Below are 20,954 nucleotides of genomic sequence, written 5' to 3' on the forward strand. Positions count from 1 at the left end.
CTCCGTGGACTGCGCGCCGAGGGACGCGTTCATCGGGCTGCTGCCCCAGGAGCACGAGCGCGTGCCCGGGGAGACCGTCGTGGCCTACCTCGCCCGGCGTACCGGCGCGACCGAGGCCACCGAGGTGATGGAAGCCGCCGCGGCGGCGCTCGGCTCGGGCGAGCCGGGAGCCGACGACGCCTACGCGGTGGCCTTCGACCGGTGGATGGCGAGCGGAGCGGCGGACCTGGAGGACCGAGTCGCCCCGGTGCTGGCCGACCTGGGACTGGAGGTGGGCCCCGACGCCGTCATGACGTCGCTGTCCGGTGGCCAGGCCGCGCGTGTGGCGCTGGCCGCGCTGCTGCTCAGCCGGTTCGACGTGGTCCTGCTCGACGAGCCGACCAACGACCTCGACCTCGACGGCCTCGCGCGGTTGGAGTCGTTCGTGCAGGGCCTGCGCGGCGGCGTTGTGCTGGTCTCCCACGACCGGGAGTTCCTGGCACGCTGCGTCACCCGGATCGTCGAGCTCGACCTGGCCCAGGGCCAGGTCACCGTCTACGACGGCGGCTACGACGCCTTCCTGGAGGAGCGCGCCATCGCCCGGCGCCATGCCCGCGAGGCCTACGAGCAGTACGCCGGCACGCGAGCCGACCTCGTGCAGCGGGCCCGCACGCAGCGCGAGTGGAGCTCCCAGGGCGTGCGCAACGCGATGAAGAAGAGCCCCGACAACGACAAGATCCGCCGCAAGGCGGCCACCGAGTCCTCGGAGAAGCAGGCCCAGAAGGTCCGCCAGATGGAGTCACGGATCGCGCGGCTCGACGAGGTGGAGGAGCCGCGCAAGGAGTGGGTCCTGCAGTTCGACATCGCCGCGGCGCCGCGGTCCAGCGGGGTGGTCGCCACCCTGAACGAGGCGACCCGCAGCCTGGGCGACTTCCGGCTCGGCCCCGTCTCCGTGCAGGTCAACGCCGGCGACCGGATCGGCATCACCGGTCCCAACGGTGCCGGCAAGACCACGCTGCTCCGGCTGCTGCTGGGCGGCACGACCCCCGACACGGGCACCGCGTCGCTGGGTGCCTCGGTGGCCGTGGGGGTGATCGACCAGGCCCGCACCAACCTGGACGACGCCCTGCCGCTCGGGGACGCCTTCGAGGTTGCCGTGCCGGAGCTGACGCAGGCCGAGGTGCGGACCCTCCTCGCCAAGTTCGGGCTCAAGGCCGACCAGGTCACCAGCGAGGTCGGTCGCCTGTCCCCGGGCGAGCGGACGCGCGCGGCCATGGCGCTGCTGCAGGCACGCGGGGTCAACCTGCTCGTCCTCGACGAGCCCACCAACCACCTCGACCTGCCGGCCATCGAGCAGCTCGAGCAGGCGTTGGCGTCGTACGACGGGGCGCTCCTGCTGGTGTCCCACGACCGGCGCCTGCTGGAGAACGTCCGGCTGGACCAGCGGTGGGAGGTCGACGGCGGTCGCGTCGTCGTACGACACACCTGACGCCCACCCCGTCACGACCGATCACGCCGTGCTGGCGGGGGACCTGACCGTCAGCAGGCTGTCGCCATGGAGCGCGTCGACCTCGACCTGGCCCGTCTCGTGGAATCCGAGCTTCTCCAGGACGCGGCGGGAGGCGACGTTCCACGCCCGGACGGTCGCCCACAGCCGCTGGTAGCCCGCCTCGTCGGCCCAGGCGACGACCGCGCCGGCCGCCTCGGCCGCGTAGCCGGACCCGTGGGCCCGACGGAGCAGCTCGTAGGCCAGCTCGGGCTCATCGGGTGCGCCGTTGCCGTGGAAGACCAGCCCGCAGTATCCGAGGACGTCCCCGTCGCTCCTGCGCTCCACCGCCAGGACGCCCGGGCGGGGCTCGTCACGCTCCCGTCGGATCAGGGCGGCGATGTCCTCCACGGACGGCCGTCCCTCGGCATCGATCTTCCGGTGTGCCGGCACCCGGGGGTCCCGCTCCAGCCACAGCCGTCGGAAGACGTCGGCCTCGTCCACGCGCCGGTGTCGCAGGAGGAGACGATCGGTCTCGAGGAACGTCAGCGCGGGCCCCGGGGGCATGTCGGCATCCTTCCACCTAGGAGGTCACGCTCAGGCGCAGGTCCCGGTCGAGAAGGTGGGCGAGGCGGCCGCGTTCCCGGTCGATCTCCGCGTCGGGCCGCCGCCGTCCCTCCAGCCAGGTCACGGCGAGGTCGTCACCCGTGTGCACCCACGTCCCGCACACGACTCCGCCGAAGATCACCGGGTTGGCCTTGCGTGTCATCAGCTCTCGCCGGGACGGGGGAGTGACGGCCTCGTCCTTGGTGCCGGGACCGATCACCCACTGGTCGTGACCGGGGAGGAACCGCACGGCCTCCGACGGGGCCGACGCCTCGAGGGCGTCCACGTCCTCGTCCACGACGTACGCCGCCGTCCCCTCGACGTCGACTGCGACGAGCCGGTCGCCGAGCGCGGCGAACCAGGCGTCGATCCGTCTACGACCCGCGCTCAGGCCGTTGCCGAGCCAGTAGTGGAGGTGCTCGGGCGTGGCCGGCCCGTAGGTGCGGAGGTACGCCGTGATCGCCCGCGGGCCCGCGTCGTCGAGTTCGGGGATGCCCCGCCACCGCGGGTTGTCCTCGACGGTCCGGAAGGTGGGCACGCCGTGGCGCGGCGGACCGATCGTCATGTCCCCCTGCCAGGTCAGCGGCTTGAGCAGGGTCCCCGCGCCCTCGTCGAAGACCGGCTTCAGGTGTCGGTAGGCCCGGTGCCTCGTCACCTCCCGACCGAGCTCGGCCAGGGTCAACGGGCCGTCGCCGAGCGCTGCACGCACGGTGGCACGGAAGTCCGGCCAGTCCGACGGTGTGAGTCGGTAGTGCTCCACCCAGCTCGGCAGCTCCCACTGCCGGCCCGCGCAGCGGAGGGCCAGGTAGATCCCGCCCTCCTCGGGGGAGAGGTAGTGCATCGACCCGCGGAACGCGAACGCCTTGATCACGCGCCCCTCGGCCAGCGCCACCGCGAGATCGCCGGGCCCGGATGCTGCACTGCGGGTCCGCACGGCGAGCTCCGCCAGCGACTCGTCCATCGAGAGCACCGCACCCAGCCGGCGTACGACGCCGGCGACCGACCCTGACCCCACCGGGTCGAGAAGCTGCCGCTGCATGCGCCACGACAGCGCCTGCGCCCATGTGGTGGAGACCTCGGTGGACCTGGTCATCCCCGCAGCCTCCCACCCGTTCCGGACGGACGGCGTCCTGCCCGGTGACCTTCCTCCTGTCGCCGAACGACTACTGGAGGTATCCCTCGACCTGCGACGACGGCTGCTCGGAGACCGCGGAGGCGTCCTGGCCGAACTCGCGGGCGGCATCTCGTCGGCGCAGCAGGTCCCACAGCTGGTCGAGCTGACGCTCGAGGTCGGCGAGCCGCTCCCGACGCTCCGGGGAGGCGCCCGCCTCGCGGAGCTGGTGCTCCTCCGCCACGAGCTCGGAGATGTGCTGGTGGACGTCGGCGTCTGGGGTCATGACTCATCATGACCTGTCGGCCCGAAACGTTCCACACGGATCGACCGGGTCTCGACGCCGCACTCGACGAGGAGGGACTCGGCGTACGCCGCGAACCGTGCGGACCCGCAGACGTACGCGAGGTCGGCGCCCTCGACCAGTGGCAGCAGCTCGTCGGGGGTCAACGGTCCGGGTGGTCGGACACCCGCGCTGTCGCGGGTGAAGGCGAGCGTGGCCCCGAACCTCTCGAGCTCATCGGCATACGGGAGCGCTGCGGCGCTGCGACCCACGGCCGCCACCCGCAGCAGCTCGGCCCGGCCGAGTCGACGCGCGGTGCGCGTCATCGCCACCGCCGGCACCACGCCGGTCCCCCCGACCAGGCACACCGCCGGCGTCCGCGCGTCCCAGACGAACCATCCCCCGATGGGCCCGCGCATCTCGAGCACGTCGCCCACCTCGGCCACGTCGGCCAGGAACTCCGACACCTCACCCTCGGGCTGCCGCTCGACGAGGAACTCCAGCAGGGGGTCGTCGGAGTCGGAGGCCACCGAGTAGGACCGCTGGGCCGTGTAGTCGTCCGGGGCCCGCAGCCGGATCAGGTAGTGCTGACCGGGTCGGTGCGGCGGCCTGCCCTCCACGTGCATCCGCAGTCGCACGGTCCTGGGGGTCGGAAGGTCCTTCTCGATGATCCGGCCGTCGGTCCACGCCGTCGCCAGGGTGATCAGGGCCGGCTCGCCCATGTCGCTCATGTCAGTCCCCCTGGTAGCGCTGCTCGAGCCACGGGTCGCCGCGGTCGTGGTAGCCGTTCTGCTCCCAGAAGCCGGGGCGGTCCTCGGCGAGGAGCTCGAGCCGGTTGACCCACTTGGCCGACTTCCAGAAGTAGAGGTGCGGCACGAGCAGTCGCACCGGGCCACCGTGCTGGCGCGGAAGCGGCCGGCCGTCGTACGTCCAGACCACCCAAGCGCGCCCGCCGGTGAGGTCGGCGAGCGGCACGTTGGTCGTGTAGCCGGTCACCGAGTGGGCCAGCACGTAGCGGGCGTCCGCCGTCGGTCCGGCCGCGGCCAGGAACTCGTCGACGCTGACGCCGGCGAAGGTCACGTCGAGCTTCGACCAGGTCGTGACGCAGTGGATGTCGCCGGCGTACGTCGACCCGGGGAGGTCGTTCATCTCCTCCCAGGTCCACGTCTGCGGCGACTCGACGAGCCCGTCCACGGTGAAGGTCCACGCAGTGGCCGGGGTCTGGGGTGTCGCCTCCGCGCTCAGCACGGGCCACGAGGCGCCGGTGTCGTACTGGCCCGGGGGCAGCCGGTCGGCCTGTGTCGGGGGACGTCGGCGGTGGAAGCCTCGGGTCACTGGCATCGAGTTGCTCCTGGCTCGGGGGGCAGGTCAGCGGGCTGGTCGAGCTCAGGCCCCCGGGTACGTCGTGGTCCGGGTCGGGGTGAGGCTCTCCTCGTCCGGCATCAGGATCCACAGGAGCGGGTAGACCAGCAGCTGGCTGCCCGGCACGAGCATGAGCAGCAGCACGAACAGCAGCCGCGAGATCCACGGGGTGAGGCCGAACCTGCGCCCGATCCCGGCGCACACCCCGCCGAGGACCCGGCTGTCCCGGGGGCGGATGAGGCCTTGGTTGGCGAAGCTGGTGCGGATGCTGTCCATGGTGTTCCTCCGGTCGTCGAGCTGGTGGGTCAAGCCTCCCTCTCCGGGGCGCCCCACGCCATCGGGATCCGCCCTGGTGCGTCCCCGACCCGTCACCCGGAGGTCAGGGTCGCGCCGCGAGCTGGTCGATCTCCGTCACGGTCAGCGCCCGGTCGTAGATGCGGACCTCGTCCAGGCGTCCGTCCCAGAAGGCCTCCAGCAGTCCCTTCGACGGGTTGTTCTTCGCGCCCACCGCGAGCGGCTCGGTGCTCGCGCACGTGCGCCCCGTGATCTGCCTGGCTCCCGCGGCGCGGCCGTCGATGTAGATCCGCAGCCACGTGCCGTCGTACGTCGTCGCGATGTGCTTCCAGCGGTTGACGGGGACTGCGCGTGTGCTGTCGAAGAACTGCCAGTTGGCGTTCACGCAGCCGCCGTAGAAGCCGCCGACGCGCACGAGGCCGTTGGTCCGGACGTTCATCCAGTACGCGCCTGCCTTCTCCAGGACCTCCCACCGGCCGAGGGTCTGGTCGTTCTGGATGCCGGTGTAGCGCACCCACGCGGAGAGCGTGTAGGTGTTGACGTCGAGCAGCGGCGACCGGGGGACGTCGACGTACTGGTGCTGGGTGCCGGTGAGCTGGAGCGCCCTGCCGTAGCCGGCGAGGCCGGTGACGAGCCGCACGGTGCCCGAGCCCGCGACGACGTGCCCGTCGAGGGCGTGGGGGGACGAGTCGGTGATCGTGCCCTGCGACAGCGTGTCCATCGAGTAGCCGAGGACGAGGCCGTTCTCCGGGACGGCGCTCTGCGCGCCGACTCCGCGGCTCGCGGCGACAGGGAGGAGTGCCAGCGGCGCGGTGGCGGCAAGCAGTGCAGTGGCTGCGAGGAACGAGCTGAGGCGTCGCATGCGAGGCCCCTCCCAACGCCCGACGGGCGGGTCTGCCGAGCACTTCACCGTAGCTCCGCGGTGCCTCCAGAGGCATCACCAAATGTGGTCCGGGACGTCCGTCGGGCCCTTCCCGGGGCATGCGTGGACGTTTCGTGGCTCGGGTGTGGATCGCCCGTGACCGCGCTGAGGAGAACCGGGACGTAGATTCATCGTCAGAACCGCCCACGGACCCGAGACCGTGGGCGGTTCTACTTTTCCCTGGCATGAATCTTCGTGGCGCCGCGTCCCGGGAAGTCGGGCGTACCCCAGATGGGGCTTGTGCCTCCCGACCGACGGTGCCACGGTCCGAAGATGACCATCTCTGCCGGACGCAAGCCCGCCCGCCGTCGCGCCCTCGTCCTCGGCCTGTGTGCCTCGGTGCTGGCTGCGACCGCCACGCTGGCACCCGGCGGGGGGGCCGTGGCGGGTCCGCCGGCGCCACCCACGGCGGCGGCCTCTGCGCACGGGCACGGGCACGGGCACGGACACGCGGACGCGCATGCCCGGACGGCAACGGTGATGACCCGCAACCTCTACCTCGGCGCGGACCTCACCCCGGTCCTCACGGCACTGGCCAGTGGCGACAACAACGCCATCGTCGGTGCGGCCACCCAGACGTGGGCCGCGGTGCAGGCCACCAGGCCTCCCGAGCGGATGGCGGCGATCGCCGACGAGATCGCGGCGGCCGGCCCCGACATGGTGGGGTTGCAGGAGGTCACCCGCTGGACGACGTACACCTTCAACCCGCAGACGGGAGCCACCACCGACCCCGTCGTCGCCTACGACTTCCTCGCCCTGCTGCTCGACGCGCTGGCCGCACGGGGGGTTCACTACTCCGCGGTCGAGGGGGCCATCGCGAACAACTTCGCGTCGCCCCCGATCCCGATCCTGGCCGATGCCGCCGTACCGACCGCCGCCGTCCAGCTCGCCGACCGGGACGTGATCCTGGCCCGGGACGGCGTGGGCGTCACGAACGCACGGACCGGCACCTACGAGACGATCGTCAGCTTCCCCTTCAACGGCACGGTGCTCCCGGTGGCCCGCGGCTGGGGCTCCGTCGACGTGACCACGCGGCGCGCGCACTTCCGGTTCGTCAACTCCCACCTCGAGGCGTTCGGCATCCCGGGCGTCGACGCGGAGGCGGTGCGGGTCGCCCAGGTCGACGAGCTGCTCGCGGCGCAGGCCGCCGTCGCCGCCCAGTCGGGTGCGCTGCCGATGGTGTATGTCGGGGACTACAACTCCGACGCGCCCGACGGTGCGGCGTACACGCGGCTGCTGGCCGGGGTCGGGCAGGACGCGTGGACGCGCAGCCACCCCCGCGACGCGGGGGAGACGTGCTGCTTCGACCCGACGCTGACCGACCCGACCGAGCCGCTGACCACGCGGATCGACCTCGTGCTGGCCAGCCCCGGCGTGAAGGCGCCGCGGGCGACCGTGGTGGGCGACGAGCCCGGCGACAGGACCGCGTCGGGGTTGTGGCCCTCCGACCACGCCGGAGTCGTGGCACGTCTGGTGCTCCCGGCCGCCCGGCACGGGGCCTGTCGGGCTCCGGTCAGTCCGTGACCGTGCTGCCCGGACTGCGGTAGTCGAGGTCGGCGTAGGCGGGGTGCCGCGACATCCAGGCCTGGACGAAGGGGCAGATCGGCAGCACGGTCAGGCCACGGCTGCGTACGTCGTCGAGGGCGGCACGCACGAGCAGCCCGCCGATGCCCTGGCCCTCCAGCGACGGGTCCACCTCGGTGTGGGTGAAGACCACCAGCCGATCGGCCTCCTGGTAGGCGGCGTGGCCCAGGGTGACGCCGTCGCGCACGATCTCGTAGCGCTGCCGGTCCTCGACGTTGACCACGTCCGTCGTCATCACGCCACCTCGCGGGTGCTGTCGTGCTCGCCGAGCAGCAGCGCGCCCAGCGGCTCGCGGGTGCGCGGGGCCTGCTCCCGGGTGGCCAGCGGCTCGGGGAGCTGTGCGTGCGGGTCGTGCCGACCGACCGCGACGACGACCACCGGGGTCAGCGTGTCGTCGAGGTCGAACCGGTGGCGCGCCGCGTCGGCGTCGAAGCCGCCGAGCTGGTGCACCGAGAGGCCCTCGGCCTCGGCCTGCACGCTGAGCGCCGAGACCGCCTGGCCGGTGTCGTAGAGCGCCCAGGGACGGGGGCGGTCGGTCTCGTCGGTGGTCTGGGCGGCAACGAGGAGCAGGGCGCTGGCGGCCGGCGCCCAGGTGCGGTTGCCGGGGGCGAGGACGTCGGCGATCTCGTCGAACGCCTGCTCGCCGCGAYGGGTGACCAGGAAGCGCCAGGGCTGGCTGTTGTTGGCCGACGGGGCCCAGCGGGCGGCCTCCAGGAGCGCGGTGAGCGTCCGCTCGTCGAGGGTGTGGGTCCGGTCGAAGCCGCGAGGGCTCCAGCGGGTGGTGAGGAGCGGGTGCACCTCGGCCGTGGTCGTCGCGGTCTTGTGCGAGACGTCGTGGTGGGTCATGGGGTCTTCCTGAGAGCGGGGGGTGTGGACGGGGGTGGGGGGGGTCAGGCGGCGACGGTGGCGTGCATCTCCCACACGAGGATCTCGGCCGCCTCGGTGGCGGTGACCCTCTGGCCGCCCGTCGCGGTGAACCGGACCGCGTCGCCCGTGACGAGCGGACCGGCGCCCTCGAGGGTGACGGCCCCGCGGGGGACGAACAGGTGCAGGAACGGCGCCTCGGGGAGCTGCACGGACTGGCCGGGTTGCAGGCGCGCGGCGTACAGCGCGGCGAACTTGTTCTTGATCCGGATCGCGGACTCGCCGTCGTGCTTGTCCATCCCGGAGGCGACCGGGACGAGGCCGCCGGACAGCAGCTCGTGGTCGATCTCGAGCTGCTCGTAGCCGGGGGTGATGCCGTCCTCGTCGGGCACGACCCACATCTGGACGAAGTGGACCGGGTCGCGGTGGGTGTCCCCGGACAGGCGCCAGGAGTCGTTCTTCTCCGAGTGCATGATCCCGCGACCGGCGCTCATCCGCTGGGCCAGGCCCGGGTAGATGATCCCGTTGTGGCCGGTGGAGTCCTGGTGGACCAGGGAACCGTCGAGCACCCAGGTGACGATCTCCATGTCGCGGTGCGGGTGCGTGTCGAAGCCGGTGCCGGCGTCGACGACGTCGTCGTTGTTGACCAGCAGCAGCCCGTGGTGGGTGTTGGCCTGGTCGAAGTGGTGGCCGAAGGAGAAGGAGTGCTTGGAGTCCAGCCAACCGAACTGGCTGGAGAAGCGGTCCTCGGCGCGACGGACGTCCACGGTGGGGGTCAGGTCGACGGTGCTCATGGCGGGTCCTCACGTGCGGGGGACGGATGGACGAACTGCTGTGTCGTTGACTGGTCAACTACATGCGTCACAACCGAAGCAGTACGTCGATCATTCCCGACGACGGCGGGGTTCAGCTCCCGGGCCGTGCCAGGCTCCGGTGGGCGTCGACCAGGGACGGGCCGTACCAGGTGAGGAGGCGCCCGCTGACGAGCTCGGTCGGGGTGGTCGCGAAGTCACCGGGACCGTCGTCGGCGGTGAAGCAGTAGGGCTCGTCCGGGAGCAGGACGACGTCGGCGCCCGCGGCGTCGAGGGCCGCCAGGTCGACGTGGGGATAGCGCTCCGGGTGGTCGGCGTACACGTTGGCCAGCCCGAGACGGCGGGCCAGGTCGCCGGTGAAGGTGCTGCTGCCCACCGCCATCCACGGATCCCGCCAGACGGGGATGACCACGCGGCGGGTCACGGGGGGAAGTGGACCGGACCACAACGCGGCCGCCTCCTCCAGCCACGGCGGGCGCGGCCACCCCAGCGCCTCGTCGAGGAGCCGGCCGAGGGAGTGGAGCGCCTGGGGCACGGTCTCGATGTCCGTCACCCAGACGCGGACGCCTCGATCACGCAGCCGCCGGACGTCGAGCTCGCGGTTCTCCTCCTTGTTGGCGACCACGAGGTCGGGGGAGAGGGCGGCGATCGCGGCCAGGTCCGGGTTCTTGGTGCCCCGCACCCGCGGCACGTCTAGGTCCGCGGGGTGGGTGCACCACTCCGTGGCCCCCACCACCGCCTCGGGTCGCACGCTCGCGAGTGCCTCGGTGATCGAGGGGACCAGGGAGACCACCCGGCGTACGGGTCCGGCACGGTCGAGGGGCGCGAGGGGATGCCCGAGGTCGTCGGCGCTCACACGTTGCGGCGGTACTGCCCGCCGACCTCGAAGAAGGCCTCGGTGACCTGCTGCAGGGAGCAGACCCTCGCTGCGTCCATCAGCACGGCGAAGACGTTGTCGCCCGACACCGCCGCGTCCTTGAGCCGCGCGATCGCCTCGGCGGCCTCCGAGCCGTGGGCGGCCTGGAACTCCCGTACGCGACGCAGCTGCGACTCCTTCTCGGCCTCGGTCGCCCGGGCCAGCTGGACCTCCGGGGGCGAGACGTCGGAGTCGGGCTTGACGAAGGTGTTGACGCCGACGATCGGCAGGCTGCCGTCGTGCTTGCGGTGCTCGTAGAGCATCGACTCGTCCTGGATCCTGCCGCGCTGGTAGCCGGTCTCCATGGCGCCGAGCACGCCGCCGCGCTCGTTGATGCTGTCGAACTCCTCCAGCACCGCGCGCTCCACCAGGTCGGTGAGTTCGTCGATGATGAACGAGCCCTGGAGGGGGTTCTCGTTCATCGCCATGCCCCACTCGCGGTTGATGATCAGCTGGATCGCCAGCGCCCGGCGCACGGACTCCTCGGTCGGGGTGGTGACCGCCTCGTCGTAGGCGTTGGTGTGCAGGCTGTTGGCGTTGTCGTAGATGGCGATGAGCGCCTGCAGGGTGGTCCGGATGTCGTTGAAGTCCATCTCCTGCGCGTGCAGGGACCGACCGCTCGTCTGGACGTGGTACTTGAGCTTCTGCGAGCGCTCCGCCGCGCCGTACTTCTCCTTCATGGTCACCGCCCAGATGCGACGGGCCACGCGTCCGAGCACGCTGTACTCGGGGTCCATGCCGTTGGAGAAGAAGAAGGACAGGTTGGGCGCGAAGTCGTCGATGTCCATGCCGCGCGCGAGGTAGGCCTCGACGTAGGTAAACCCGTTGGCGAGGGTGAACGCGAGCTGGCTGATGGGGTTCGCCCCGGCCTCGGCGATGTGGTAGCCGGAGATGGACACCGAGTAGAAGTTGCGCACCTTCTGGGCGATGAACCACTCCTGGATGTCGGCCATCATCCGCAGCGAGAACTCGGTGGAGAACAGGCAGGTGTTCTGGCCCTGGTCCTCCTTGAGGATGTCGGCCTGCACGGTGCCACGCACGTTGGCCAGGGCGTACGCCGCCAGCTCGGCGTGCTCGGCCTCGTCCGGCTCCCGGTCGTGCTCGGCGCGGAACTTCTCCACCTGCTGGTCGATGACCGTGTTGAGGAAGAACGCCAGCACGGTGGGGGCGGGGCCGTTGATCGTCATGGAGACGCTCGTCGACGGGGAGACCAGGTCGAAGCCGTCGTACAGCGCCCTCATGTCGTCCAGGGTGGCCACCGAGACGCCGGAGGTGCCGACCTTGCCGTAGACGTCGGGGCGGGGGTCGGGGTCGCGGCCGTAGAGGGTGACGGAGTCGAAGGCGGTCGAGAGGCGGGTCGCGTCGCCGTCCTGGCTCAGGATCTTGAAGCGGCGGTTGGTGCGGGCCGGGTCCCCCTCACCGGCGAACATCCGGGCCGGGTCCTCGCCGTCGCGCTTGAACGGGAAGACGCCGGCGGTGAAGGGGAAGAAGCCCGGCAGGTTCTCGTTGCGCCAGAAGCGGACGAGCTCGCCGTGGTCGGTGAAGCGGGGGAGCGCGACGCGGGGGATCCTGTTGCCCGACAGCGACTCGCGGGTGAGCCTGGTGTGCAGCTCCTTGTCGCGGACCTTCACCACCTGCTCGTCACCGGAGTAGGACTCCACGACCGCGGGCCACGCCTGGATCTGGTCGCTGACCTCGTGGGGGAGCGCCTTGCGCGCCGACTCGAGCAGCCCGCCCACGCCATCCGTGGCCTCGCCCGCCTCGACGAGCTCCCCCTGGACGATGTCGAGGCGCTGCACGCGGCTGGCCGCGGCGGCGTACTCCTCGGTCCGTGCGTGGTAGCCGCGCACGGTCTCGGTGATCTCGGCGAGGTAGCGCACCCGCTCCGTGGGGACGACCTGCCGGATGCCGGAGGAGTGTCGTACGTCGACGTGGCGCAGGGTGCCCTCGGTGACGGGCAGGCCCTGGCCGGCGAGCTGGTCGCGGAGGTGCTGGTAGAGCGCGGTGACACCGTCGTCGTTGAACGTGGCGGCGCTGGTGCCGAAGACCGGCATGTCGGACGGCTGCTTGCCGAACGCCTCCCGGTTGCGGACCATCTGGCGACCCACGTCGCGCAGCGCGTCCTTGGCGCCGCGACGCTCGAACTTGTTGATGGCCACCGTGTCGGCGAAGTCGAGCATGTCGATCTTCTCCAGCTGCGAGGCCGCGCCGAACTCGGGCGTCATCACGTAGAGGGAGGAGTCGACGAAGGGCACGATCGCGGCGTCGCCCTGGCCGATGCCGGGGGTCTCGACGACCACCAGGTCGAAGCCGGCGGCCTTCATCACGGTGATGACGTCGGCGAGGTGGTCAGGCACCTCGTGGGCGCCGCGGGTGGCCAGGCTGCGGAAGAAGACGCGGTCACCGTCGAGGGAGTTGGCGCGGATCCGGTCGCCGAGCAGGGCGCCGCCCCCCTTGCGCCGGGTCGGGTCGACGGCGATGACCCCGATGCGCAGCTTGTCCTGCTGGTCGACGCGGAAGCGGCGGACGAGCTCGTCGGTGAGGCTGGACTTGCCGGACCCACCGGTGCCGGTGATGCCGAGCACGGGTGTCGTGCGCGCGGACGCGGCTTGGCGGATCCGGGCGAGTGCCTCATCGGCCAGCTGTCCGGTCTCGGCACCGGTGATCGCCCGGGCGACGGCGAGYCGGTCGCCGGCCAGCACCGCGTCGACGTCGGCTTGGCGCTTCTCCCAGGGGTCGAAGTCGCAGTCGGCGACCACGGAGTTGATCATCCCCACGAGCCCCATCTTCTGGCCGTCCTCGGGGGAGAAGATCGTGACGCCGGACTCGCGCAGGCGCTTGATCTCGGCCGGCACGATCACGCCGCCGCCGCCGCCGACCACCTTGACATGGTCGGCCCCGGCCGCACGCAGCGACTCCACGAGGTACTCGAAGTACTCCACGTGGCCGCCCTGGTAGGACGAGACGGCGACGCCCTGAACGTCCTCCTCGAGCGCCGCGTCGACGACCTCCTGCACGGAACGGTTGTGTCCGAGGTGGATGACCTCGCAGCCCTGGCTCATGAGGATGCGCCGCATGATGTTGATCGACGCGTCGTGACCGTCGAAGAGGCTCGAGGCGGTCACGAGGCGAACGGGGTGCTGCGGCTGGTGGAGCTCGGGCATGAGAATCCCTCAGGGAAGATGGTTGGACGTCCTAGCAATCCGATGGTAGGACATCCAACTAACTACTGGGAAGTAGCCGGGGCGGCCACGTGGTCGCCCGCCGCCGCACGGAGCTCGGCCAGCAGCTCGGTGAGGCGCAGCACGTCGTCCACGGGGATGCCGGGGGACTCGAAGACGCGCGCGTTGAGCCCGGTCGTGGCCTCCTCGACGACGGCCCGACCCGCGTCGGTGAGGGCAGCGAGGACCACGCGCCGGTCGTCCTCGCGGCGCAGTCGCTCGACGTACCCCTGACGGACCAGGCGCTCGACCGCGCTCGTCACACTGGTCGGGTGGACCTGCAGCAGCGATCCGAGCCGGGTCATCGCCATCGAGCCGGACTGCGCGAAGGACAGCAGCCGCAGGACCTCGTAACGGGCGAAGGTCAGGTCCAGCGGTCGCAGGACCGCGTCGATCTGCTCCATGAGCAGCTGTTGCACCCGGACGATCGACGTCACCATGGCCATGCCGTCGGCCGCGCCGTCCCACCCGTGGCGGACCCACTGGCTGCGAGCCTCGTGGATGGGGTCCCGGTCCGATGTCATGGGAGCAGGCTACGGGAGATTGCTAGGACGTCCTAGGACTGTCCGTCCGTGGTCGAACGGTCAGCCCCGGGCCGGGCTCTCGGAGGACCGAGCGGCCGCAGCGGCCGGTGTCCGACCGTCGTGGTGCTCGGCCACCACACCGTGCGCCACCGCCCACAACACTGCCTGGGATCGGCTCTCGGCATCGATCTTGCGGTAGCACGACCGGATGTAGGACTTCACCGAGTTGATGGAGAGGCAGGAGCGTTCGGCCACGTCGGCGTTCGACATGCCCGCGGCGATCAGCGAGAGGATCTGCGCCTCGCGTCGGGTGAGGCCCTGTTCCTGCCCGGCCCAGTCGGACGCCGCGACCGTGCCACGGTGACCCGGCGCGACGATGGTTCGCCCGGACTGGATGGCGTGCATCGCCTCCACGAGAGTGGCTGAGGACAGGGTCTTCGACAGGTAGCCCGCTGCACCCTGCCCGATCCACTCGCCAGCGGTCCACGGCTGGAAGTTCCATGTGTAGATGACGACCTTGGCGACCCGTGGGTCCGCGACCAGACGCTCCAGGGTGCGGTCGTGGCCGCCCGTGGTGAACGGGTCGAACAGGACGATGTCGGTCGTGGCAGCAGCAGCGAGGTCGGTGACGCACTCGACCTCGCTGCGGTGCTGGAGCATGGAGGCGAGGCCGCGCACGACGAGCTCGTCGTCGTTCACGATGGCGACGCGGAGGGCCATGAGGACACTTCCCCTCGGAGCGCAACGCAGGCGATCACGGATGCCTTGTGACTAAAGCGGGGAAAGGGTACAGCCTCTGCGGGTGGTGGGGACCCCGGGGATTCGCGGATGCGCCGCGCCGCCGGGCCCTCGTGGGGTGAATCCCGGCGACGCGGCCCAGTGCCCACGTCGGCTGGCCGGGGTGTGGATCGGGCCGAAGTCACCCACACTCGCTAGCTGTGATCGCCCCGCCCTGCGGCAGACGGCGAACTCCCTCCCAGGGAAGGCAGTCGAAGTCTAGGCACGCGACGGCTCGATGCGGACGCAAATGATCGAACGCACTCGTCACCATCCGCCGGGAAAGCGTGCCGAACCGGCGACGGTCGCGAGCAGGACCACCGTGGCGATGGCCGCCGCGAGCAGCAGCTCCCGGCCGCGGTGCCGCCAGGGCTCGACGAGCAGAAGGGAGATCCCGACCAGCGCCGCCGCGCCAGGCAGCACGAGCACCCCCACCCGTGGCTCGGCCAGGCCCGCCAGGAGAGCCAGCCCGAGCCCGAGGACGACCGCACGCCGGAGGGACGCCGGGCGGTCCCCGCGGGGAAGGCCCACCGCTGTCACGGCACCGCCCGCGGGCAGCTGGTCGGGGGCGAGGACCCGCATCAGGAGCGTCGACGTGGCCGCGTCCGTGACCACCACGACGTCTCGGAACCGGTCCCGCAGGGCGTAGCGCCTCACCAAGTCGTCCAACCGGTGCCCGCGGTCGGCGGGGGGAGAGAGCACCGGCGCCAGCAGCAGCTCCACCTGTGGCTCGACGGCAAGGACGCCCACCGCTCGCTTGGCCTCCGCCGTCGGGGCGGTGATGACCACGGGGTCACGGCCCAGGTCGTCGCGGACGCGCAGCAGCTCGGCCTCGTCCGCCGGGGTGCTGACCACGAGGATGCGCTGGTGACCGGGCACGCTGGCGACGATAGCCGGGCGCGTGCGCGAGGACGGCTGCACCTCACATCGCCATCAGGCCCCGGTGCAGTCGGCCAGGACGCGCGCGAGCTCGACCGGCCTGGTGAACATCGGCCAGTGGCCGGTGTCGATGTCGACGTAGTCGACGCGCCCCGCCTTCGCCAGCTCGGGGATCTCGCCGGCCTCGACCCACTCCCTGGCCTGCTCGGGCGTGAACTCCGGGCAGACCATGGTCACGGGCACGTCGTAGCGACGGGTGTCGCCGAGGTGCACGACGCCGTGGGTGATCGTGGCCGGCACCGGGATCGCACCCTGTGCCACAGCCGCCTTCAGCGCGGTCGACATGTCGTCGGAGTCGGGACCCTCGAAGGGCTCCCAGCCCGGGAACGGCACCAGGCCGTCGACGGGTTCGAAGGCGCCGAAGTAGGTCTCGCCGTCGGCGCTCGGCATGCCGCCGACCAGCGCGACGCGCGCCACCTTCTCGGGCCGCGCGTCGGCGGCGACCCAGGCGAGGGCGCACGCGGCCGAGTGGCCGACCACCAGGACCGGGCCGTCGGCGGCGTCCACGGCCGCCGACACGGCGGCGACCTGATCGCCGTACGTCGCGGTGGTGTCTCCGTCTCCCTGGCCGGGCAGGGTCAGGGCCACGGGGCGGTGGCCGAGCCTCTCCAGCTCCGGTACGACGTCCGCCCACGCGGTCGCGTCGAGCCACATGCCGGCGATGAGCACGATGTCCATGTCAGTCCTCCTCCTTGGTCGAATCCGTGAGCGCGTCCAGGTCCCGCTCGGCGTAGAGCCGGTGGTGCCACTCCTCGTTGACCACGATGAACAGGCACTGGGACAGCGGGAAGTCCTCGAGCTGCGGCCACCCGGGCTCGGCCCGGGTGACGGTCTCGTCGAGCTGCTCGGGGGTCAGGGCGGTGATCACGTCGCGGACCATGGCCTGGCGCTTGCGGCGCACGGCGAGGACCTCGTCCAGCGACGGACGTGCCTCGCGGTCCCAGGGGATGCCCTCCCACCCGGGAGCCTCGTCCCACGGAAGATCGAGCGGGTGCCACGGCACCGGATCGCCGAGCACCATCCGGCCCACCCACGCGGCGCTCGCGAAGCCCAGGTGACGCAGCGTCTCGATGAACGACCACTCGTCGCGGACCCGCTCGTGGAGCAGACCGGGCGGGAGTGCTCGGGCACGTTCCTCGGTCTCGGCCCAGAGTCGCTCGAGGATCGCCCAAGCCTCCTGGAAGCCCTCGACCGTGGTCGGGTGCATCTTCGTGCGGTCGGGCATGCGTCGGTCGAGCTCGGCCTCGACCAGGGGGCCGATGTCGACCCCGTTGATCGTCACGCCGTCGATCTCGCCGGTGATCTCGACGTCGACCAGCTCGAGCCCGACGAACCGGACGTGGTGGAAGGAGATGGCCCGCAGGTCCGCATGCTCGACGTGCGCGCCCCTGGGCAGGGAGGCGGTGGAGGCGTTCATGGTCCCAACCTAGGCCCGGTTGCGGACGTTCCCCGTCCGGATCGAGGCGTTGGCAGCGGATCGTCAATGCCCCAGCGGAGCTCGGTCCGACGGTGCATGGTGCACGCGTTCCACCGAAGCGGGGTTAGCATTCCGGGCGGGTCACGATGCGCCGGCGCGCCGGTTCGCTCGGCCCGTGGCAGCACACTCACGGCACGGCGCGTCCCCAGGAGCAACGATGACAGACAATTCGACGCACCGTTACGACCGGACCGTGATCCTGGGCGTCGAGCGGGTCGAGGCGCCCGTCGTCGTCACCTCCGCGGAGCTGGACGAACGCCTCACTGAGGTCTACCGGCGTACACGCATGCGTGCTGGCCTGCTCGAGGGGCTGGTCGGCATTCGTGAACGGCGCCGCTGGGCGGACGACGAGGCCTTCACCGACGGTGCCGTCGCCGCCGGCCAGGCCGCCCTGGCCGCCAGCGGCGTGGCGCCTGAGCAGGTCGACCTGCTCATCAACACGTCGTTGAGTCGTCACTGGCTGGAGCCCTCCACCGCGGTCGTCATCCACGATGCCCTGGGTCTGTCACCTGCCTGCCGGAACTTCGACGTCACCAACGCATGCCTCGGCTTCATGAACGGCATGGAGATCGCCGCCGCGATGATCGAGGCCGGCCTGATCGATGTCGCGCTGGTGGTCGACAGCGAGGACTCGCAACCGGTCCAGGAGGCCACGATCAGGCGGTTGTCCGCTGAGGGCGTCACGTCGCGCGACCTGATGTCGGAGTTCGCCGCCCTGACCCTCGGCTCGGGTGCGGTGGCGATGGTCCTCGGGCGAGCCGACCAGCACCCCGCCGGCCATGCCCTGATCGCTGGCGTGAGCCGTTCCGCCACCCAGCACCACGAGCTCTGCGTGGGCGACAACGACACCATGAAGACCGATCTGAAGGGGCTGCTCACTGCGGGCCTCGAGCTGTCCTCCGGGCTCTGGGACGAGGCCGCCAGCGAGTTCGGCTGGGACGACGGCATCAGCCGGTACTTCCTGCACCAGATCTCCCAGGTCCACACCGACGCCATCTGCGAGCGGCTCAAGATCGACCCCGACCGCGTCCCCCGCAGCTTCCCCGAGTTCGGGAACATCGGCCCCGCGTCCGTGGCGTTCACGCTGGCCGGCGACACGGACTCCTTGGACCCCGGCGACCGCGTCCTCCTGATGGGGATCGGCTCCGGCCTCAACGCCAGCTGCCTCGAGATCCGCTGGTGAGCGCGGAGTCGACGCCCTCAGCCGGACCCACCGCGTCCGACAGGTGGCCCACACCGGGTGACCTCCCCGGGCTGGATCCCGCCTGGTCGCGGATGGTCGTCGCCCCCGACGCCGAGGGTCGCGAGCGGCGGTGGCACGTCCTGGACAACGGGGTCGAGCCCACGCACGGCACCCTGCTGTGCGTGCACGGCAACCCCACGTGGTCCTACCTGTGGCGTGGCTTGTTCGCGACCGCGCCGGAGGGCTGGCGCGTCGTCGCGCCCGACCACCTCGGAATGGGGTTCTCGGAGCGACCGGACACCCCGCGCACGGTCGCGCAGCGGGTTGCCGACCTCGGTCACCTCACCGTCGCCCTGGGCATCAGCGGTCCCGTGGTCACCGTGGGGCACGACTGGGGCGGGATCCTCTCGCTGGGCTGGGCGCTGGACCACCGCGACCAGCTGCGCGGCGTCGTCCTCGGCAACACGGCGGTGGCCCAACCGCCCGGGGACCACGGCCCGCCGCTGATCCGCCTCGCCCACCTGCCGGGAGTGCGCTCGGTCGGCTGCGTGGCCACACCCGTCTTCGTGCGCGCCACCTCGGCGCTGTCGAGGCCCGCCCTGGCCCGGGAGGTCCGCGACGCGCTTGCCCTGCCCTACCGCGGCGCCGACCGACGGAGCGCCGTGGGCGCCTTCGTGGCCGACATCCCCTTCTCCGCCGGCCACCCGTCGTACGACGTCGTGGCGGAGCTGGCCGAGGGGGTGCGCAGCCTGGACGTGCCGGCCCTGATGTTCTGGGGGCCGCGCGACCCCGTCTTCGGCGAGCGCTACCTGGCGGACCTGCGTGACCGGCTGCCCCAGGCCCAGGTCCACCGTTTCGAGGGGGCCTCCCACCTCGTGACCGAGGACGCACCGGAGTACGCCGACCTCGTCGCCACCTGGGTGCGGGGGCTCGACGAGCCGTCGACCGCCGATGTCGCCCCGGTTGCAGACGACCGCGCGACCCCGGACCACGAACCGCTGTGGGCCGCGCTGGACCGTCGGGCGGACGACACGAGTCCGGTCATGTCCGTGCGGGGAACCACCGTCAGCTGGGCGGCGCTCGCCCGGCGCGTGACCGAGCTGGCCGCGGGTCTCGCTGAGGCTGGCGTACGTCCCGGCGACCGGGTCGGTCTGCTGGTCGAGCCGTCCGCCGACCTGACCTCGGTGGTCTACGCGGTGTGGCGTGCAGGAGCCGTCGTGGTCGTGGCCGACAAGGGCCTCGGCTTCGCCGGGATGCGCCGCGCGTTGCGAGGAGCCTCCATCGACCACCTCGTCGCCGGACGGGCCGGCCTGGTCGCCGCCCGGGCCATGGGTCTGCCCGGTTCGCGGATCGCCGTGCGACCACTGCCCGCCTCCACCCGCCGGTTGCTCGGGGTCGACCACGACCTGGACGAGCTCGCGCGCCGCGGTCGCACCGCCCCGTCACCGAGCGTGCCCGGACCCGATGCTGACTGCGCGGTCGTCTTCACCTCCGGAGCCACGGGGCCGGCCAAGGGTGTCGTCTACCGACACGGGCAGGTCCGGGCCCAGGTCGACCTCGTCCGGGCGACCTACGACCTGCGGGCCGACGACACCTTCGTCGCTGCCTTCGCGCCCTTCTCCATCCTCGGCCCCGCGCTGGGGCTCGGCTCGGTGGTTCCCGACATCGACGTCACCGCTCCGGACACCCTGACCGCGCCACTGCTGGCTGACGCGGCGAGCGCCGTCGATGCGCGCGTGGTCTTCGCCTCCCCGGCGGCCCTGCGCCGGGTGGTCGCGACGAGCGCCGACCTGACCACCCGTCAGCGTGCGGCCCTCTCCCGGGTCCGGTTGCTGATGTCGGCCGGGGCCCCGGTGCCGGCCGCCCTGCTCGCCGACGTGGGGAAGGTGCTCCCGAACGCGAGCCTCCACACGCCCTACGGCATGACCGAGGTGCTGCCGGTCACCGACATCTCCTACGACGAGATCCGACGGGCCGGTGTGGGCGAGGGCGTCTGCGTCGGGCGGCCGCTGCCCGGGGTCGAGATCGCGGTCGAACCGCTTGCGCCCGGGGGTCACGACGCCACGCTGGTCGACGTCCCCGGGGTGACGGGCGAGATCTGCGTCAGGGCCGGACACGTCAAGGACCGCTACGACTCCCTGTGGGCGACCGAGCACGTGACGCGCCGTCACCCCGGTTGGCACGCCACCGGAGACGTCGGGCACCTGGACGTCGAAGGCCGGTTGTGGGTCGAGGGACGCGCGGTGCACGTCGTCAGCACGGCCGACGCCCTCGTGACGCCGGTCGCGATCGAGCAGCGCGTCGAGTCCCTCGATGCCGTGAGCGCCGCGGCCGTCGTGGGCGTCGGCCCCCCGGGTGCGCAGGTGCTGGTCGCCGTGGTCGTGCCGGACGCCCCCTCGACCCGCTGGCGCCTCCGCCGGCGGGGCGCGATGGACCTCCGCGTCGCCGAGCACGACCTGGCCGAGGACGTGCGCCGAGCCGCCGGCACCGCCGTGGCGGCCGTGCTGTGCAGCGACCGCCTGCCCCTCGACATCCGTCACGCCTCGAAGGTCGACCGGCTCGAGGTCGCGCGGCAGGCGGCCCGCTCGCTGGCAGGCCGCGACCACTCGTGACG

At 71.9% G+C, this 20,954-nt stretch carries 21 protein-coding genes; 4 read left to right on the forward strand and 17 right to left on the reverse strand.

Annotation, left to right across the window (positions count from 1 at the left end; genetic code table 11):
* A partial coding sequence (locus tag AC1DQF_RS07560; protein ID WP_477524599.1) for an ABC-F family ATP-binding cassette domain-containing protein occupies positions 1–1,468 on the forward strand: 1,468 nt, incomplete at its 5' end.
* Positions 1,469–1,489: 21 nt separating this feature from the next.
* Here AC1DQF_RS07560 and AC1DQF_RS07565 read toward each other — a convergent pair.
* The 7 genes from AC1DQF_RS07565 to AC1DQF_RS07595 all read right to left on the reverse strand — a co-directional run bounded on the left by AC1DQF_RS07565 (position 1,490) and on the right by AC1DQF_RS07595 (position 5,983).
* On the reverse strand, positions 1,490–2,032 hold the full coding sequence (locus tag AC1DQF_RS07565) for a GNAT family N-acetyltransferase (RefSeq protein WP_477524600.1): 543 nt from the start codon (positions 2,030–2,032) through the stop codon (positions 1,490–1,492).
* A 16-nt stretch (positions 2,033–2,048) separates the two neighbouring features.
* On the reverse strand, positions 2,049–3,164 hold the full coding sequence (locus tag AC1DQF_RS07570) for a DNA glycosylase AlkZ-like family protein (protein ID WP_477524601.1): 1,116 nt from the start codon (positions 3,162–3,164) through the stop codon (positions 2,049–2,051).
* A gap of 70 nt (positions 3,165–3,234) precedes the next feature.
* Entirely contained in the window at positions 3,235–3,468 is a 234-nt protein-coding gene (locus AC1DQF_RS07575; RefSeq protein ID WP_477524602.1) for a DUF2630 family protein, read from the reverse strand.
* On the reverse strand, positions 3,465–4,196 hold the full coding sequence (locus tag AC1DQF_RS07580; protein ID WP_477524603.1) for an FAD-binding oxidoreductase: 732 nt from the start codon (positions 4,194–4,196) through the stop codon (positions 3,465–3,467). The genes AC1DQF_RS07575 and AC1DQF_RS07580 overlap by 4 nt, the downstream gene beginning before the upstream one ends.
* Position 4,197: 1 nt before the next feature.
* Positions 4,198–4,806, reverse strand: a complete 609-nt coding sequence (locus tag AC1DQF_RS07585) for a sulfite oxidase-like oxidoreductase (protein WP_477524604.1) — start codon at positions 4,804–4,806, stop codon at positions 4,198–4,200.
* Positions 4,807–4,851: 45 nt separating this feature from the next.
* Positions 4,852–5,103 carry a PspC domain-containing protein gene (locus tag AC1DQF_RS07590; RefSeq protein WP_477524605.1) on the reverse strand — a complete coding sequence of 84 codons (252 nt, stop codon included), beginning with the start codon at positions 5,101–5,103 and terminating at the stop codon, positions 4,852–4,854.
* A 103-nt stretch (positions 5,104–5,206) separates the two neighbouring features.
* Positions 5,207–5,983 (reverse strand): LamG domain-containing protein, encoded by a 777-nt coding sequence (locus AC1DQF_RS07595; RefSeq protein ID WP_477524606.1) that lies wholly within the window; start codon positions 5,981–5,983, stop codon positions 5,207–5,209.
* 333 nt (positions 5,984–6,316) lie between these two features.
* Here AC1DQF_RS07595 and AC1DQF_RS07600 point away from each other — a divergent pair, with 333 nt between their 5' ends.
* Entirely contained in the window at positions 6,317–7,567 is a 1,251-nt protein-coding gene (locus AC1DQF_RS07600; RefSeq protein WP_477524607.1) for an endonuclease/exonuclease/phosphatase family protein, read from the forward strand.
* Here AC1DQF_RS07600 and AC1DQF_RS07605 read toward each other — a convergent pair.
* The 10 genes from AC1DQF_RS07605 to AC1DQF_RS07650 form a co-directional block, all read right to left on the reverse strand.
* Positions 7,557–7,862 (reverse strand): GNAT family N-acetyltransferase, encoded by a 306-nt coding sequence (locus AC1DQF_RS07605; protein WP_477524608.1) that lies wholly within the window; start codon positions 7,860–7,862, stop codon positions 7,557–7,559. The genes AC1DQF_RS07600 and AC1DQF_RS07605 overlap by 11 nt on opposite strands.
* Positions 7,862–8,473, reverse strand: coding sequence for a nitroreductase family protein (locus AC1DQF_RS07610; protein WP_477524609.1), 612 nt, complete (start codon positions 8,471–8,473; stop codon positions 7,862–7,864). The genes AC1DQF_RS07605 and AC1DQF_RS07610 overlap by 1 nt, the downstream gene beginning before the upstream one ends.
* A gap of 44 nt (positions 8,474–8,517) precedes the next feature.
* The gene (locus tag AC1DQF_RS07615; RefSeq protein WP_477524610.1) at positions 8,518–9,285 is read right to left on the reverse strand and encodes a pirin family protein; all 768 of its coding nucleotides are present in this window, start codon (positions 9,283–9,285) and stop codon (positions 8,518–8,520) included.
* Between the two features lie 112 nt (positions 9,286–9,397).
* Positions 9,398–10,159, reverse strand: a complete 762-nt coding sequence (locus AC1DQF_RS07620) for a helical backbone metal receptor (RefSeq protein WP_477524611.1) — start codon at positions 10,157–10,159, stop codon at positions 9,398–9,400.
* Positions 10,156–13,383: a fused isobutyryl-CoA mutase/GTPase IcmF gene (gene icmF / locus AC1DQF_RS07625; RefSeq protein ID WP_477524612.1), complete on the reverse strand. Its 3,228-nt coding sequence runs from the start codon at positions 13,381–13,383 to the stop codon at positions 10,156–10,158. The genes AC1DQF_RS07620 and icmF overlap by 4 nt, the downstream gene beginning before the upstream one ends.
* A gap of 62 nt (positions 13,384–13,445) precedes the next feature.
* Positions 13,446–13,964: a MarR family winged helix-turn-helix transcriptional regulator gene (locus AC1DQF_RS07630; RefSeq protein ID WP_477524613.1), complete on the reverse strand. Its 519-nt coding sequence runs from the start codon at positions 13,962–13,964 to the stop codon at positions 13,446–13,448.
* Between the two features lie 60 nt (positions 13,965–14,024).
* Entirely contained in the window at positions 14,025–14,684 is a 660-nt protein-coding gene (locus AC1DQF_RS07635) for a response regulator transcription factor (protein ID WP_477524614.1), read from the reverse strand.
* A gap of 324 nt (positions 14,685–15,008) precedes the next feature.
* Positions 15,009–15,620 carry a hypothetical protein gene (locus tag AC1DQF_RS07640; protein WP_477524615.1) on the reverse strand — a complete coding sequence of 204 codons (612 nt, stop codon included), beginning with the start codon at positions 15,618–15,620 and terminating at the stop codon, positions 15,009–15,011.
* A gap of 54 nt (positions 15,621–15,674) precedes the next feature.
* The gene (locus AC1DQF_RS07645) at positions 15,675–16,358 is read right to left on the reverse strand and encodes an alpha/beta fold hydrolase (RefSeq protein WP_477524616.1); all 684 of its coding nucleotides are present in this window, start codon (positions 16,356–16,358) and stop codon (positions 15,675–15,677) included.
* A 1-nt stretch (position 16,359) separates the two neighbouring features.
* The gene (locus AC1DQF_RS07650) at positions 16,360–17,097 is read right to left on the reverse strand and encodes a DinB family protein (protein WP_477524617.1); all 738 of its coding nucleotides are present in this window, start codon (positions 17,095–17,097) and stop codon (positions 16,360–16,362) included.
* Positions 17,098–17,314: 217 nt separating this feature from the next.
* Here AC1DQF_RS07650 and AC1DQF_RS07655 point away from each other — a divergent pair, with 217 nt between their 5' ends.
* Both AC1DQF_RS07655 and AC1DQF_RS07660 read left to right on the forward strand, forming a co-directional pair.
* A complete protein-coding gene (locus AC1DQF_RS07655) occupies positions 17,315–18,340 on the forward strand; it encodes a 3-oxoacyl-ACP synthase III (protein WP_477524618.1) in 1,026 nt (341 codons plus the stop codon).
* A gap of 92 nt (positions 18,341–18,432) precedes the next feature.
* Positions 18,433–20,952, forward strand: a complete 2,520-nt coding sequence (locus AC1DQF_RS07660) for an alpha/beta fold hydrolase (RefSeq protein WP_477524619.1) — start codon at positions 18,433–18,435, stop codon at positions 20,950–20,952.
* The last annotated feature ends 2 nt before the right edge of the window (positions 20,953–20,954 follow it).

The sequence above is a fragment of the Nocardioides sp. P4_G4 genome, assembly GCF_056401085.1.